Annotated in this window: 13 protein-coding genes; 6 read left to right on the top strand and 7 right to left on the bottom strand. The window is 72.4% G+C overall.

Annotated features, from left to right (window positions below):
- Nucleotides 1–231: 231 nt before the first annotated feature.
- Nucleotides 232–2,358, bottom strand: a complete 2,127-nt coding sequence (gene uvrB / locus ABD268_RS19230; protein WP_344156202.1) for an excinuclease ABC subunit UvrB — start codon at nt 2,356–2,358, stop codon at nt 232–234.
- Nucleotides 2,359–2,417: 59 nt separating this feature from the next.
- The gene (locus ABD268_RS19225; protein WP_344156199.1) at nt 2,418–2,873 is read right to left on the bottom strand and encodes an SRPBCC family protein; all 456 of its coding nucleotides are present in this window, start codon (nt 2,871–2,873) and stop codon (nt 2,418–2,420) included.
- Nucleotides 2,874–3,033: 160 nt separating this feature from the next.
- On the opposite strand from ABD268_RS19225, the gene ABD268_RS19220 reads away from it, so the two are divergent.
- Nucleotides 3,034–4,254 carry a phospholipase D-like domain-containing protein gene (locus tag ABD268_RS19220; protein ID WP_425573762.1) on the top strand — a complete coding sequence of 407 codons (1,221 nt, stop codon included), beginning with the start codon at nt 3,034–3,036 and terminating at the stop codon, nt 4,252–4,254.
- A gap of 121 nt (nt 4,255–4,375) precedes the next feature.
- Nucleotides 4,376–4,852 carry a calcium-binding protein gene (locus tag ABD268_RS19215; protein WP_344156193.1) on the top strand — a complete coding sequence of 159 codons (477 nt, stop codon included), beginning with the start codon at nt 4,376–4,378 and terminating at the stop codon, nt 4,850–4,852.
- Nucleotides 4,853–5,120: 268 nt separating this feature from the next.
- Here ABD268_RS19215 and ABD268_RS19210 read toward each other — a convergent pair whose 3' ends face one another.
- The 3 genes from ABD268_RS19210 to ABD268_RS19200 form a co-directional block, all read right to left on the bottom strand.
- Entirely contained in the window at nt 5,121–5,810 is a 690-nt protein-coding gene (locus ABD268_RS19210; protein ID WP_344156190.1) for a hypothetical protein, read from the bottom strand.
- Between the two features lie 135 nt (nt 5,811–5,945).
- Nucleotides 5,946–6,887, bottom strand: a complete 942-nt coding sequence (locus ABD268_RS19205) for an SCP2 sterol-binding domain-containing protein (protein WP_344156187.1) — start codon at nt 6,885–6,887, stop codon at nt 5,946–5,948.
- Between the two features lie 61 nt (nt 6,888–6,948).
- Nucleotides 6,949–7,896 carry a DNA-3-methyladenine glycosylase family protein gene (locus ABD268_RS19200; protein ID WP_344156184.1) on the bottom strand — a complete coding sequence of 316 codons (948 nt, stop codon included), beginning with the start codon at nt 7,894–7,896 and terminating at the stop codon, nt 6,949–6,951.
- Nucleotides 7,897–7,952: 56 nt separating this feature from the next.
- Between ABD268_RS19200 and ABD268_RS19195 the strand changes: the two genes are divergently transcribed.
- From ABD268_RS19195 to ABD268_RS19180, 4 genes are all read left to right on the top strand, one after another.
- Nucleotides 7,953–9,464, top strand: coding sequence for an ATP-dependent DNA ligase (locus ABD268_RS19195; RefSeq protein WP_344156181.1), 1,512 nt, complete (start codon nt 7,953–7,955; stop codon nt 9,462–9,464).
- Between the two features lie 71 nt (nt 9,465–9,535).
- Nucleotides 9,536–9,988, top strand: coding sequence for an SRPBCC family protein (locus ABD268_RS19190; RefSeq protein WP_344156178.1), 453 nt, complete (start codon nt 9,536–9,538; stop codon nt 9,986–9,988).
- A 127-nt stretch (nt 9,989–10,115) separates the two neighbouring features.
- Nucleotides 10,116–11,660, top strand: a complete 1,545-nt coding sequence (locus tag ABD268_RS19185) for a phytoene desaturase family protein (protein ID WP_344156175.1) — start codon at nt 10,116–10,118, stop codon at nt 11,658–11,660.
- Nucleotides 11,661–11,772: 112 nt separating this feature from the next.
- Nucleotides 11,773–12,465 (top strand): TetR/AcrR family transcriptional regulator, encoded by a 693-nt coding sequence (locus tag ABD268_RS19180; protein ID WP_344156172.1) that lies wholly within the window; start codon nt 11,773–11,775, stop codon nt 12,463–12,465.
- A gap of 16 nt (nt 12,466–12,481) precedes the next feature.
- On the opposite strand, the gene ABD268_RS19175 is transcribed toward ABD268_RS19180, so the two are convergent.
- Together ABD268_RS19175 and ABD268_RS19170 are read right to left on the bottom strand one after the other, a co-directional pair.
- Complete coding sequence (locus ABD268_RS19175; protein ID WP_344156169.1) at nt 12,482–13,885, bottom strand: protein kinase domain-containing protein; 1,404 nt, start codon at nt 13,883–13,885, stop codon at nt 12,482–12,484.
- A 63-nt stretch (nt 13,886–13,948) separates the two neighbouring features.
- Complete coding sequence (locus tag ABD268_RS19170) at nt 13,949–15,244, bottom strand: acetyl-CoA C-acetyltransferase (protein WP_344156166.1); 1,296 nt, start codon at nt 15,242–15,244, stop codon at nt 13,949–13,951.
- Nucleotides 15,245–15,324: the final 80 nt, after the last annotated feature.

Raw genomic sequence — 15,324 nt, 5'->3', positions numbered from 1 at the left:
CGGCGCGCCAGTCGGGCACGGCAAGTGGACGTCCGGTGCGTGCGATGGCAAGGCGGAGGAGCGAAGGCGGCCCGGGGTTGGCCGTCGAGCGACGAGAACGCAGCCAGCGTGCCCGCCAGTCGGGCACGGCAAGTGGACGTCCGGTGCGTGCGATGGCAAGGCGGAGGAGCGAAGGCGGCCCGGGGTTGGCCGTCGAGCGACGAGAACGCAGCCAGCGTGCGTGCCGGGCGTTCACTTGGTCGCCTCCATCATCTGGCGGAGCTCCTTCTTGAGCTCCGAGATCTCGTCACGCAGCCGGGCCGCGACCTCGAACTGGAGCTCGGCCGCGGCGTTCCTCATCTGGTCGGTCAGGTCCTGGATCAGCTGCGCGAGGTCGGAGCTGGGCATCCCGGCGAGGTCGGCCGCGTGCTTGCCCGCCGCCTCCTTGGACAGCCCGGGGACGGGCTGCTTGGCCTTCACGCCGCCGGCGCGCCCCTTGGCCTCGGTGCCGGCCCAGGTCTCCAGCAGCGCCTGGGTGCTCTCGTCCTCGCGGGCGAGCATCTCGGTGATGTCGGCGATCTTCTTGCGCAGCGGCTGCGGGTCGATGCCGTGGGCGGTGTTGTAGGCGACCTGCTTGGCCCGGCGCCGGTTGGTCTCGTCGATCGCGGACTCCATCGACCGGGTGATCCGGTCGGCGTACATGTGCACCTGGCCGGAGACGTTGCGCGCCGCACGGCCGATCGTCTGGATCAGGGACTTGTCCGAGCGGAGGAAGCCCTCCTTGTCGGCGTCGAGGATCGCCACCAGCGACACCTCGGGCAGGTCGAGACCCTCGCGCAGCAGGTTGATGCCGACGAGGACGTCGTACTCCCCCAGCCGCAGGTCACGCAGCAGCTCGATCCGCTTGAGGGTGTCGACCTCGGAGTGCAGGTATCGGGTGCGGATGCCCGCGTCGAGCAGGTAGTCGGTGAGGTCCTCGGACATCTTCTTGGTCAGCGTGGTGACCAGGACCCGCTCGTGCTTGTCGGTGCGGGTGCGGATCTCGTGGATCAGGTCGTCGATCTGGCCCTTGGTCGGCTTGACCACGACCTCGGGGTCGACCAGGCCGGTGGGCCGGATGATCTGCTCCACGGTGTCCCCGCCGACCTTGTCGAGCTCGTAGTCGCCCGGGGTCGCCGAGAGGTAGATCGTCTGGCCGATCCGGTCGAGGAACTCCTCCCAGCGCAGCGGCCGGTTGTCCATCGCGCTGGGCAGCCGGAAGCCGTGATCGACCAGGTTCCGCTTCCGGGACATGTCGCCCTCGTACATGCCGCCGATCTGCGGGACGGCGACGTGGGACTCGTCGACGACGAGCAGGAAGTCCTCGGGGAAGTAGTCGAGCAGGCAGTTCGGCGCCGAGCCGCGGGCCCTGCCGTCGATGTGCATCGAGTAGTTCTCGATGCCGGAGCAGGAGCCGACCTGGCGCATCATCTCGATGTCGTACGTCGTGCGCATCCGCAGCCGCTGGGCCTCCAGCAGCTTGCCCTCGCGCTCGAACTTCGCCAGCTGCTCGTCCAGCTCGAGCTCGATGCCGCGGATCGCGCGCTCCATCCGCTCGGGCCCGGCCACGTAGTGGGTGGCCGGGAAGACGTAGAGCTCCTCGTCCTCGGTGAGCACCTCACCGGTGACGGCGTGCAGCGACATCAGCCGCTCGATCTCGTCGCCGAAGAACTCGATCCGCACCGCGTGCTCCTCGTAGACCGGGAAGATCTCGAGGGTGTCGCCGCGGACCCGGAAGGTGCCCCGGGTGAAGCTCATGTCGTTGCGGGTGTACTGGATCTCGACCAGACGGCGCAGGATCGAGTCGCGGTCGTGCTCCTCCCCCACCCTCAGCCGGATCATCCGGTCGACGTACTCCTGCGGGGTGCCGAGGCCGTAGATGCAGGAGACGGTGCTCACCACGATCACGTCACGACGGGTCAGCAGCGAGTTGGTCGCCGAGTGGCGCAGCCGCTCGACCTCCTCGTTGATGGAGGAGTCCTTCTCGATGTAGGTGTCGGTCTGCGGGACGTAGGCCTCGGGCTGGTAGTAGTCGTAGTACGAGACGAAGTACTCGATCGCGTTGTCGGGGAAGAGCTGGCGCAGCTCGTTGGCGAACTGGGCGGCCAGCGTCTTGTTGGGCTGCATCACCAGCAGCGGCCGCTGCAGCTGCTCGGCGACCCACGCGACCGTGGCGGTCTTGCCGGTACCGGTGGCACCGAGGAGCACGACGTCCTCGACCCCGCCCTTGATCCGCTTCGAGATCTCCGCGATCGCCGTCGGCTGGTCGCCGGACGGCTGGTAGTCCGAGACGACCTGGAAAGGGGCCACCCGGCGCTCGAGATCGGTCACTGGTCGCATACGACGAGCCTAAACGCCGCCGCCGACAGTGGTATTCCGCGTCCGCGCGCGGGCCGGGGTCAGGCGCCCGTGCGCGAGCCCTGCTGCTGCTCGAGTTGCGCCTTGAGCGAGCCCCAGATCCGGCGTTCCTGGCGTCGTCCGAGGAAGGCGACCACCGGGCCGACCACCCGCAGCCGGCCCGTGGTCCGGACGTCCCAGTCCCAGGTCATCCGGGTGCCGATCATCGACGGCTCGAAGTCCAACGTGCCGTCGATGATCGTCCCGTCCACCGACGTCAGCACGCCCAAGTGGTGTGGTCGCTGGTAGTCGACCAGCTCGCTGGTCATCGGCACCTCGCGACCGGCGCTCCTCGCCACGGACCGGAAGCGGCTGCCCTCGCCCACCGGCCCGGGCGCCACCTGCTCACACCTCACCATCGCCGGGTTGTAGGTCGGCTCGTTGGTCTGGTCCGCCACCACGTCGAACACGGCCTCGACGGGCCGTGCGATGTCGATCGATCCCCTCACTCGCGGCATGTCTCCCCACCCCTCTCGAGGACAGTGAACCGCCGGGCGGACCGGTAGCTGCAGGGCCTGAGGTCCCGGCTGCCCGGGAAGGGGGACCGGGTGCGGGGGCGCCGACTAGATTGACCCCGTGACCACATCCGTCCCATCCGTCGCCGACCGGCTGGTGCGGATGCTGCGCCGGACCCTGCTCGCGGTCTTCGGGGTGCAGCTGGCGCTCGCGATCGGGATGTCGCTCGTCGACTCCTACCGCCGGCGCGGCAAGAAGCCGAAGCCCTTCCCTGTCACTCCCCCGCGCACGGTCCCGATCGGCGAGGGCACGGTCACGACGTACACGTTCGGCAAGGACCTGTTCGACGACATGCTCGCCGCCATCGACGGCGCGACCCGCCAGGTGCTGCTGGAGACCTACATCTGGAAGGGCGACGAGATCGGCGAGCGCTTCAAGGCCGCGCTGGCGGCGGCGGCCGAGCGCGGCGTCGAGGTCTACTGCATCTACGACGGCTTCGCGAACCTGGTGGTCTCCCCGCGGTTCAAGCGGTTCCCGCCGACGATGAAGGTGCTGAGGTACCCCGTGTACGCCGCGGGCTGGCGGGTCCTCGACCTGCGCCGGTACGGCCGCGACCACCGCAAGATCCTCGTCGTCGACGACGAGGTGGGGTTCGTGGGCGGCTTCAACATCGGGTCGGCCTACGAGACCGAGTGGCGCGACACCCACATGCGCATCACCGGGCCCGGGGTCTGGGACCTGAAGCGGGCCTTCGCGGACTTCTGGAACCTCAACCGCCGCCGGCGGATCGGCACCAGCGAGCGTCCGCTGCTGCTGGAGACCGCGTCGACGTGGGAGTCGCGGATCCGCTTCCACCGGAACGTGCCGCGGCTGTGGATGTTCCCGATCCGGGGCATGTACCTCGAGGCGATCAACCGGGCCAGCCGCAACGTCTGGATGACCCACGCCTACTTCATCCCCGACCAGGACTTCGTCGACGCGATGAAGGCGGCCGCCCGGCGTGGCGTGGACGTGCGGCTGCTGATCCCGCTGAAGTCCAACCACATCGTGGCCGACTGGATCTCCCGCGGGTACTTCAGCCAGCTCCTCGACGCGGGCGTCCGGATCCTGCGCTACCGGGACGCGATGGTGCACTCGAAGACCTCCACCATCGACGGGACCTGGACCACGGTCGGCACCGCGAACATCGACCGGCTCAGCCTGACCGGCAACTACGAGATCAACGTGGAGCTGATCGACGAGGAGCTGGCCGCGGCGATGGAGGAGATCTTCACCGTCGACGAGTCCAACTGCCTCGAGCTCACCAGCGGCGAGTGGGAGGCGCGCGACCTGCACCGCAAGTTCACCGAGTTCGTGCTGGCCCCGCTGCGCCCCCTGCTCTGACCTGGGCCCGTCCACCTCGGGACGTGCGACCCTGCCGGTCGCGGAGTGGTCCGGCGGACGCTGCAGAGGTGGAGGCTGAGGCCGAGGTGTGGGTCTGCTCCCGGAAATGGGGCGTGGTGCCATGAAGACCCGACGAATTCATCTCGCCTGGGCGACCGGAGTGCTGGTGGTTGGTGCCGCGGGCGCCCCGGCGGCCGCAGCGGTCATCAACGGCACGTCCGGCCCGGACGTCCTGACCGGCACCAAGGGAGCGGACACCATCCACGGCGAGGGCGGGGCGGACACGATTGATGCAGGTCGCGGCAGGGACAAGGTCTTCGGGGGACCGGGCGCGGACCGCATCCACTCGGGCAAGGACGCCGTCAAGGACGTGCTCCACGGTGGTCCCGGAGCTGACCGGATCTTCCCCCACTACAACGGCGACACGGTCTACGCCGGCGCCGGCAACGACACCATCAGGCTTGGAAGCGCCACGGGCGGCGGCTTCACCCTTGTGTACGTCCACTGCGGTCCCGGCCACGACACCGTCTACTCGCCCTACGGCGGCTGGCTCGTCGGAGCCAACGTGGGGTGCGAGAAATGGATTTCGCCTGACTAGTCCGGCGCACCGGCCACTCACCTGCGCGGACCCGGGGCAGACTCTGTCGCACGGTCGTTCGAGCGTGCCGTCGAGCCCGTCTGCCTCGATCAGACGGCGATGTCGCCCTCCATCCACCACTCCAGGCACCTCATCACTGACGGTGCGACCCAGGTGCGGGATGAACACCGCGACATCATGACCGATGCGCGTTGCAGCCGCTCACACCGCTGATCGAGCGTCCCGTCCTGCCGAGCTGAGCCGCGGTCTCGTCCCGGCACAGGAACGGTCACTGCGACCCGAGCTGCGCGGCGACCTGCGTGTCCCGCTGGCTCTCGGTCAGCCACACCCGCCAGTCGTCGCCCTGCCGGTGCCCACACGGCCGGGCGGCGGCGACGGTGGCCGGCCGCGGCCAGCAGTGCAGCTGCCGGACGTCGCCGGAGACCGACTCGCGGAGCGTGCCCTGCCGGCCGGAGTGGTCCACACCCAGCGACGTCATCACGGCGACCGGATCGCCGGCGCCCGGCTCCTCCCGGACGACGACCCCGGTCAGCAGGTAGCTGACGTGGACCAGCCGGGTCGGGCCCCCGAGGTGCACGGTCCGGGGCTGGATGCCGACCGCGTCGGGCCCCGTGACGGCCTCCCCGTCGGCGGCGACCCTCACGAACGTGGCCACGGGCGGACCGCCGGGGCCGGGGATCGGGTCCGCGCCCAGGGTCACCTCCCGGACCGGTGCCCGGGTCCGCAGCCACTGGTCGACGTCGAGGACCCCCGACTCGAGGACCCGGGTGTGCACGTAGGCCCCCGTCGCCGGCAGCGCGTCGGGTGGCCGTGGTTCGGGGGCCTGGACCTGCTGGTGCCGGTGGTGGCGGTGAGCGCCGGGGTCCCGGGTCCCCCCGAGGCTGTTCACGGCCGAGGCGAGGACCACGACGACCGCGCCGACCAGCCCGATCCTCAGCGCGCGCCCGACCTTCGTCACGGCTGGCCTCCGCCCCCGTTCGCGACCGCCCCGGAAGACGGTCGGCCCACCTGAAATGAGACCACCGTGGCGGCGCGCGCGCAGCCGCGTCGCGCGATCAGGGGACCAAGTTCCCCACCATCGGGGACGAAGGGCTCAGCGCGGCTTCGGGATGTCGATGACCGAGCTCAGCTGGAGCGCCTTGGCCTTGTCGCCGCGGACCTTCAGCTGGCCCTTCAGCACGCCGGTGACCGGGTTCAGGTGCCCGGTGGCCAGCCGCAGGTAGTCGTGGGCCTCGCAGGTCACCGTGGCGTCGCGCTGCTCCCCCTCGTCGCCGGCGGTCACCGTGGCAGCGCCGCCGGCCACGCGCACGACGTACCGCTCGACGTCGCCGTTGGGGTTGCCGAGCAGCCGGAAGCCGATGGTCAGGTGCACCTTGGCCGCCTTGCGGGGGTTCACGTACTCGGGCAGCCGGCGGAAGATCTCCTCCAGCACGATCGACCGGAAGCCCGACGTCATGACCTTCCGGAGGTGGTCGGAGCGGACCTCGGCGAGCGCCGTGGCCACGTCGACCGGGTCCAGCGCGGTGGGGTCGACCGCCACCTCGCCGCTGCCCGGCACCCGGAAGATGCCGCCGACCGCGAGCGCCAGCATCGCGTCGCCGTCGATGTCGAGCTTCCCGCTCAGGTACTCCAGCCCCGCGTTCCGCTCGCCGCTGACGATCCGCACGAAGCGCAGCAGGCTGGTGCGCAGCACGACGTCGGTGGGCTCGGCGTCCGACAGCCTGGGCCTCAGGGTCAGGCCGCCGCCCTCGAAGGCGATCGCGTGCCGCTCCAGCAGGGTGCCGCGCCGCTCGAGGTCGAAGCGCACGACGCCGCGCAGGTCGGCCAGCCGCTCGGCCACGGCGTACTCGTGGAGCCGGCCCAGGATGCCCTCGACCGCGACGGGCCGGATGTCGTCCCGGGAGACCAGCCCGAGCAGCTCCTCGTCCGTGGTGGCCCGGACCGCGGCCACCAGCGCCTCGGCGTCGACCTCGGCGAAGAAGGCGGCGGCCTCGTCGCGGGAGGCGGTGCGGAGGTGCTCGAGGTCGGGGCTCACGCGGTCACCGTACCGGCGGTACGAGGAGCCGCCACAGCCGCGCACCGCATGCCGGACAGGCTCAGACCCGTCGGGTGACCGTGGCGGGCAGGTGGGTGCGGGGCGCCATCCGGGCTCCCCGCCGCGGCCGGTGCAGCCCGGCCACCCCGACCAGCGCCTGGACCCGGCCCCGGTGCGGGCGCCAGGGCTCGAGGAACTCCTCGAGCTGCTCGTCGTCGAACGGGGTCCCGGTCAGGGCCCAGCCGATGTCCTTGGCCACGTGGTAGTCGCCGAACGAGACCGCGTCGGGGTCCCCGTGGGCGCGCTGCCGCACCTCGGCGCTGGTCCACACCCCGATCCCGGGCAGGCTGCGCATCCGGCGGTCCGCCTCGTCGTGCGGCAGCCCCGCGGTGCGCTCCAGGGAGTCGGCCACCCGTGCCGCCTGGACGAGGGTCCGTGACCGGGCCGGGTCGACGTGCATCCGCAGCCACTCCCACGACGGGATCGTGCGAAGCCGGTCGGGGGTGGGCTGGACCCACAGCCGCCGGCCGCGGGGCCCCGCGCCGGGCGCGGGCTCGCCGTACCGGTGCACCAGCATCCGGAAGCCCGCGAACGCCTCCTGCCCGGTGACCTTCTGCTCCAGGATCGCCGGGACCAGCGACTCCATGACCAGGCCGCTGCGCCCGATCCGGACCTCGCCGTAGCGGCGCCACGCCTCCACGAGCACCGGGTGCCGCGGCTCGAACCCGCTCGGGTCGTCGTCGGCGCCGAGGAGTCCTGGCACCGACTCCAGGACCCAGCCCGCGCCCGGGCCCCAGGCCTCGGCGTGCACCTCGCCGTCCGCGGCCCGGGCCCGCACGACCAGCGTGGCCGGGCCCTCCGGGGTGCGCACGCCGCGCCAGTGCCGGCCCGTGTCGTCGAGGTGGTACGTCGGGTCGCCGGCGCCGCGCCGTCGGTGCAGGAGCATCCGCGCGACGGGGCACGGCCGGCCGGGTCGCCACACCCGCACCTGGCCCGCCTCGGAAGTCACCCCGGCACGGTATCCGAGCGCTCCGCCGTGTCGGCGGTCCCGGTCACAATGGCCGGGTGCTGCTCTCCGACCTCGTCGCCACCTCCGACGCCGTGTCGTCGACCCGGTCCCGCAAGGCCAAGGTCGCCGCCATCGCCACGCTGCTCGCCGCGGCCGCACCCGAGGAGGTCGAGACCGTGACCGCCTACCTCGGCGGCACGCTGCGGCAGCGGCGCACCGGGCTCGGCTGGCGTGGCCTCAGCGGGCTCCCCGAGCCGGCGGACGTCCCCACCCTGACCGTGCTCGAGGTGCACGAGGCGTTCGAGTCGATCGCCGCGCTCGCCGGGGCGGGTTCGCAGGCCGCCCGGGCGGCGGCGGTGGCCGACCTGTTCGGCCGGGCCACCGCCGCGGAGCAGGCCTGGCTCCGGGGCGTGGTGACGGGCGCGGTCCGCCAGGGCGCCCTCGACGCGCTCGTGCAGGAGGCGGTCGCCCGGGCCGCCGGCGTGCCTCTCACGTCGGTGCGGCGCGCCGCGATGCTGGCCGGATCGACCGTCCGCGTGACGGTCGCCGCGATGACCGGCGGGGAGGAGGCCCTGACCGGGTTCGGTCTCGAGGTGGGCCGGCCGGTGCTGCCCATGCTGGCCTCCAGCGCCCCCGACCTCGCGGCCGCGCTGGCCAAGGCCACCGGACCGGCCGCCGAGCCGGTCTCCGTCGACGTCAAGCTCGACGGCATCCGGATCCAGGTGCACCGCGACGGCGACGAGGTCCTGGTCGCGACCCGCACCCTGGAGGACATCACCGCCCGGCTGCCCGAGGTGGTCGCGGTGGCGCGGGCCCTCCCTGCCTCGCGCTTCGTCCTCGACGGCGAGGCCTTGGCGCTGGACGAGGACGGCCGGCCCCGGCCGTTCCAGGAGACCGCCTCGCGGACCGCGCAGCACGCCGGGGTCGCCGTGACGCCGTACTTCTTCGACGTCCTCCACCACGACGGCGAGGACCTGCTCGACGCGCCCGGCTCCGCGCGGCTCGCCGCGCTGGACCGGCTGGTCCCGGCCGAGCACCGGGTCCCGCGGCTGGTCACGGCCGACCCCGACGCCGCCCGGTTCTTCCTCGAGGACGCGCTGCGCGCCGGGCACGAGGGCGTGGTGGTGAAGAACCTCGCCGCGCCGTACGACGCCGGCCGCCGCGGCGCCGCCTGGGTGAAGGTGAAGCCGGTGCACACGCTCGACCTGGTCGTGCTGGCTGTCGAGTGGGGCAGCGGCCGGCGCGAGGGCTGGCTGTCCAACATCCACCTCGGGGCCCGCGACCCCGCGTCCGGTGCCTTCGTCATGCTCGGCAAGACCTTCAAGGGGATGACCGACGAGATGCTCGCCTGGCAGACGAGACGGTTCCTGGAGCTGGAGACCGCACGCTCGTCGTACGTCGTGCACGTGCGGCCCGAGCAGGTGGTCGAGGTCGCCTTCGACGGGGTGCAGCGCTCCTCGCGCTACCCCGGCGGGATGGCGCTCCGCTTCGCCCGCGTGGTCCGCTACCGCGACGACAAGGCGCCGCACGAGGCGGACACCGTCGAGACCGTGCGAGGGTTCCTGTGACGGACAAGCCGGTCCTGGTCGCAACGGTTCCAGCGGAGACCGGTGTTCGGGGGTGGTGCGAGAGTGGAGACATGAACGGTCCCGCGGACCGACTGGTCCTCGAGCTCGGCTGCGTCCTGGACGCACCACGCGAGCGGGTCTTCGACGCGCTGACCGACCCGGCTGTCCTGCCGCAGTGGTGGGGGCCTGCCGGCTTCACGATCCCCGAGGTCGAGCTCGACCTGCGCGTCGGCGGCGGCTACCGCTTCGGGATGCAGCCACCAGAAGGTGACCTGTTCCACCTCGCGGGCGAGTTCCTCGAGATCGACCCGCCGGACCACCTCGTCTACAGCTTCCGCTGGGAGGAGCCCGACCCCGACGACCGCGAGACCGTCGTCCGGTTGTCGCTGCGCGCCAGGGGCGACGGCACGGAGCTCTCACTGGTGCAGGACGAGTTCGCGACCGAGGCGCGGCTCGCGCTGCACCGGGACGGCTGGACGGAGTCCTTCCAGAAGCTGCGCGACCTCCTCGCGTCGAGCCGGTAGCACGAGACAGCCACGCAGCGCACTCCCTCAGGGAGTCGCCCGCTCAGGACCTCTGCCTCTGCCCGCGTGCCTGTCGGCGGCGATGTCCTCGAACGAGGGGAGCAAACACCGACATCGGGAGGCTGTGATGGTCGAGCGCGTCGACGCTGTCGTGATCGGGGCCGGGCTGGGAGGGCTGGCGGCCGCGGTGACGCTGGCGATGCAGGGCAGGCACCCCGTCGTCCTGGAGCAGGGCGCCGTGCCTGGCGGGTACGCCACCGCGTTCCAGCGCGGGCCGTACCGGTTCGACGCCGCCCTGCACGCACTGAACGGCCTGGACTGCGGCGGCGGGGTGGACCACCTCTACCGCGAGCTCGGCATCGGGGACCTGCTCAGGCTGCACCGGCTCGACCCGCTCTACGTGGTGCGCTCCGGAGACCGGGACCTCGTCGCGCACGCAGACCCGTTCCACTACGAGGCGGAGCTGGCTCGACACTTCCCTGAGCAGATCGAGGGCATCCGCGCCTATCTCGACGAGGCCTACACGGTCTACCGGGAGTCCCGGCGGCTCGAGGTCGACACGGCAGCCGGTCGCGCCCCAGACCTGGAGGGCCTGATGCGGCAGTACCCGGCGCTCGCGCGCGCCGCCGGAGAGACCTGGGACCAGCTGCTGCGCCGGCACGTGACGGACCCGCGGGCCCGGGGGGCGCTGGGAGCCCTGTGGGGCTATGCGGGCCTGCCGCCCGCACACCTGGCAGCGACCGTGGGCGCGGCGATGACCGGCTCCTACCACCAGCACGGCGGCTGGTACCCCGAAGGCGGTGCGCAGGCGATCTCCACCGCCCTGGCCCAGAGCCTGCAGGCGCACGGTGGCGAGATCCGGTACGGACACCTGGTGTCCGGCCTCGAGGTGGAGAACGGCCGCGTCGTCGCGGTCAACACCGATCAGGGGCTGCACCTCGCCGCCGACGTGGTCGTGAGCAACGCAAGCGCCCCGCGAACGATGCTCGACATGGTGGGCCGCCAGCACCTCCCGGTCGGCTACGTGGACCAGGTGGAGCGACCCCGGCCCGGCTACACGACCTTCTCGGTCTACCTGGGTCTCGACCGCGACGTCCCCGCCCAGCAGGGGCTGCCGCACGAGCTCTTCCTCGACCCCTCCGGCGACCCCGAGGTCGCGTGGCGCGCTGCGCAGGGGGGTGACTGGGACAAGACCGCGATCGCGGTGACGGACTACACCCGGGTCGACCCCGGCTGCGCCCCGCCGGGGCATGCCGTCGTCGTGCTGACCACCGTGGCTCCCTGGGACCACGAGGACACCTGGGGCAGCGGCGGCGACCTGGCGCACTACCAGGACCTGCCGCGCTACCAGGCGATCAAGCAGCACGTCTCCGACATGCTGCTGGCCCGCGCCGCGGAAGCGATCCCCGGACTGCTCGAGGCCGTCCAGCACCGCGAGGCCTCCACCCCGTTGACCAACCACCGCTACACCCGCAGTCCACGCGGAGCGATCGAGGGCTACGAGAACACCCCGGAGAACAGCGGACTGGGCTGGCTGCCGACGACCACCCCCCTGCCCAACCTCCACCTTGCCGGCGCCTGGACGACCGTCGGCGGGATGAACGCGGTGATGGCGTCCGGGCAGGCCGCCGCACGCAGGGCGGCCGCCGAGACGCCGGTGCCAGCCGGATGACCGGCTGACCCGGGCGGCCCCGCCCGGTGGCGTCGTCCCGCCCCGTCCCACGATTCGTCACGCGCGTGCCACAGCCGTGCAACTCGGCGTTGCACTTCCCTACGATGGGTACATGCCGACCCAGGAACAGCCCGTGGTGGATGGCCGGCGCTCCGCCGCCGCGACCCGCCGCCGGGCCCGCGAGAAGGAGATCCTCGCGGCGACCCGCTCCCTCTTCGACGAGCGCGGCGTGCGCGACGCACAGATCGAGGACATCGCCCGCGCGGTCGGGATCAACCGCGCGATCGTCTACCGGCACTTCACCGGCAAGGAGGAGCTCTTCGCGCTCACCCTGGTGACCTACCTCGACGAGCTGCGCGACGCCCTGAGCGCAGCGGCGGCGTCCGAGGACGACGCGCGCCAGCGGCTGGAGGCGATCGTCGGGGCGTTCGTCGACTACGGGCTGGCGCACCCCGCCTTCACCGACTGCGCCCAGGCCCTGATGCGCCGCAGCGGCCCGGAGCTGCTGGAGGAGATCTCCGAGGGGGCGCTGTTCCGGCTCGGCCGCGGCATCTCCTCGTGCCTGGCGACGCTGAGCAGCGCACTGGAGGACGGGGTCGCCTCCGGGGACTTCACGGTCGCCGACCCCACGCTGCTCGCCAACACGCTCTACGCCAGCGGGCTCGGCGCCCTGCAGCTGGCGCGGGTGGGGATCCTCGTCAAGGAGGCCGCTCCCGGCATCCCCACGGTCGGTTCGATCTCGCCGGACCAGGTCAAGGACTACCTGGTCGCCTCCGCGCTGGCCCTCGCCGCGCGGCCCGGCTGAACCGGGTCGCTGCAGGTCACTCCGGAGCGACGGCCACGATCAGCGTGACTGCGGTCCCCTGCGGCAACCGTCCGGTCGGGTGGACCGCCACGACCCCGCCAGCACCCTCGGCCTGGGTCCGGTACGCCCGCGAGGGCACCAGGCCCAGGGCGACCAGGTCGCGGGCCGCCTGGTCGTAGGACTCCCCCGTCACGTCCTCGGCGCGGAGGTCGGCCCGGCCCGAGGCCACCGTCAGCGTCACGACCGTGTCGTCCTCGCCACGCGTGCCGGGCGCCGGACGCTGGTCGAGGACGGTTCCGCGCCGGGTGCCGGGCTGGTCGGCGTAGGAGCGTCGCACGTCGAAGCCGTGGTCCTCCAGGGTCTGCTCGGCCGGCGCGGCACGCTGCCCCTCGAGGTCCGGCACCCGCACCGCCGGGGACCGCGCGGCGACGAACACCGAGCAGGCCACCGCAGCGAGCAGGGCCGAGGCGCTGACGTACACCCGTCGGGAGCGCAACACCGGGTGGTGACGCATCGACGGGCGGCGCAGCCCCGCACTCGGCACCGGCGCCCCGGGGACCTCCACCGACCCGGACGGCTGCGGCGCGCTGGTCAGGGGCCCGGCGAGCGCTGCCGCGCGGGCGGCGACCTCGGCCGCGTCGACCGGCCGGTCCTCGGGGTCCTTGGCGATCATCTGCTCGACCAGGGCTCGCACGTCCTCGGGCACGTTCGGGCCCAGCGGGGGCGCCTCGTCCACCATGTGCGCGAGCGCGGTGGCCACGTCGGAGTCGCGGCGGAACGGCTTCCTGCCGCTGAGGCACTCGTAGGCGACCATCCCCAGGGAGTAGAGGTCGGACCGGCTGGTCGCCGACCGTCCCTCGGACTGCTCGGGGCTGATGTAGTCGGCGGTCCCGACGATCGTGCCGGTCAGCGTCAACGGGTCTGCGTCCTGCGTGCGCGCGATGCCGAAGTCGACCAGCACGATGCGGCCCTCGGGCGTGACCAGCATGTTCGCCGGCTTCAGGTCGCGGTGCACGATGCCGGCCTCGTGGGCCACCTCGAGGGCCGACGCCACCTGGGCCACGAGGTGCATCACCTCGACCGGCGGCAGGGTGCGGCGCTCGCGCAGGACCTGCCACAGCGAGGTGCCCTCGACGTACTGCATCACGATGTACGGCGCGGGGGCGCCGTCCGCGGTCTCCTCGCCGTAGTCGTAGACCTGGGCGATGCCCGGGTGGTGCAGCGAGCCGGCCAGCTGGGCCTCCGCACGCATCCGCGCCCGGACGGTCTCGTCGGCGGTGTTGCCGCGCAGCATCTTCACCGCCACCGAACGGTCGAGGAGGGTGTCGTGGGCCCGGCGGACCGAGCCGGTGCCGCCCGAGCCCACCATCTCGTGGAGCTCGTAGCGGCCGCCGGCCAGGTCACCCACGACATCCTCCATGCGACGGTCGTACCCGTCCTGCGCCGACTGATGCCGGCAGCGGCGCCGAGGGAGGGCTCGGGGTCAGCGCTCGAGGATGGCGACGACGCCCTGGCCGCCGGCGGCACAGATCGAGATCAGGCCCCGTCCGCCGGACCCGTCGGCGCCGGCCTTGTCGGCGAGCAGCTTGGCGAGCACGGTGACGATCCGCCCGCCGGTGGCGGCGAACGGGTGCCCGGCCGCCAGCGAGGAGCCCTTCACGTTGAGCTTCGAGCGGTCGATCGCACCCAGCGGCGCGTCGAGGCCGAGGCGCTCCTTGCAGAAGACCGGGTCCTCCCACGCCTTGAGGGTCGAGAGCACCTGGGAGGCGAACGCCTCATGGATCTCGTAGTAGTCGAAGTCCTGCAGCGAGAGGCCCTCGCGCTGCAGCATCCGCGCCACGGCGTACGCCGGCGCCATCAGCAGGCCCTCACCGCCGTGGACGTAGTCGACCGCGGCGGTCTCGTAGGCGGTCAGGTAGGCCAGGACCGGGAGGCCCTTCTCCTTGGCCCAGTCCTCGGAGGCCAGCAGCACGGTCGAGGCGCCGTCGGTCAGCGGCGTCGAGTTGCCGGCGGTCATCGTGGCGGCCTCGCCCTTGCCGAAGACCGGCTTGAGCCTGGCGAGCTTCTCGGCGCTGGAGTCGGGGCGGAGGTTGTTGTCGCGCTCGACGCCGCGGAACGGCGTGACCATGTCGTCGAGGAAGCCCTCGTCGTACGCCGCGGCGAGGTGCTGGTGGGAGGCGGCGGCGAGCTCGTCCTGCTCCTCGCGGCCGATCTGCCACTCCAGCGCGGTGAGGGCCGCGTGCTCCCCCATCGACAGGCCGGTGCGCGGCTCGCCGTTCTGCGGGATCTCCAGGCCGATGTCGCCGGGGCGGATGGCGCCCAGCGCCGTGATCCGGCCCTTGGTGTCCCGGGCGGCGTTGACCTTCATCAGCTTCTTGCGCAGCTTGTCGCTGATGGCGACCGGCGCGTCGGAGGTGGTGTCGGTGCCACCGGCGATGCCGACCTCGATCTGGCCGAGCGCGATCTTGTTGGCGACCTGGATCGCCGCCTGGAGACCGGTGCCGCAGGCCTGCTGGAGGTCGGTGGCCGGCGTCTCCGGGGAGAGCTTCGAGCCGAGCACGGCCTCACGGGTGAGGTTGAAGTCGCGCGAGTGCTTGAGGACCGCACCCGCGACCACCTCGCCGAGCCGCTCGCCCTCGAGCCCGAAGCGGGCCACCAGGCCGTCGATGGCGGCGGTCAGCATCTCCTGGTTGGACGCGTCGGCGTAGACGGTGTTGGAACGGGCGAACGGGATGCGGTTGCCGCCGATGAGGGCGACGCGGCGGGTCTCGGTCTTCATGGCGACATCCTTGCGTTCACGCGGCAGGGAGTGAAGGTTATGAGTGCCACGTCACGAAATGTGGACGCAGAGTTACACGT

The organism is Nocardioides koreensis (assembly GCF_039531775.1).
Taxonomy (GTDB): domain Bacteria; phylum Actinomycetota; class Actinomycetes; order Propionibacteriales; family Nocardioidaceae; genus Nocardioides; species Nocardioides koreensis.
The sequence above is the reverse complement of the archived record's forward strand: the minus strand, read 5'-3'. Positions and strand labels throughout refer to the sequence as shown.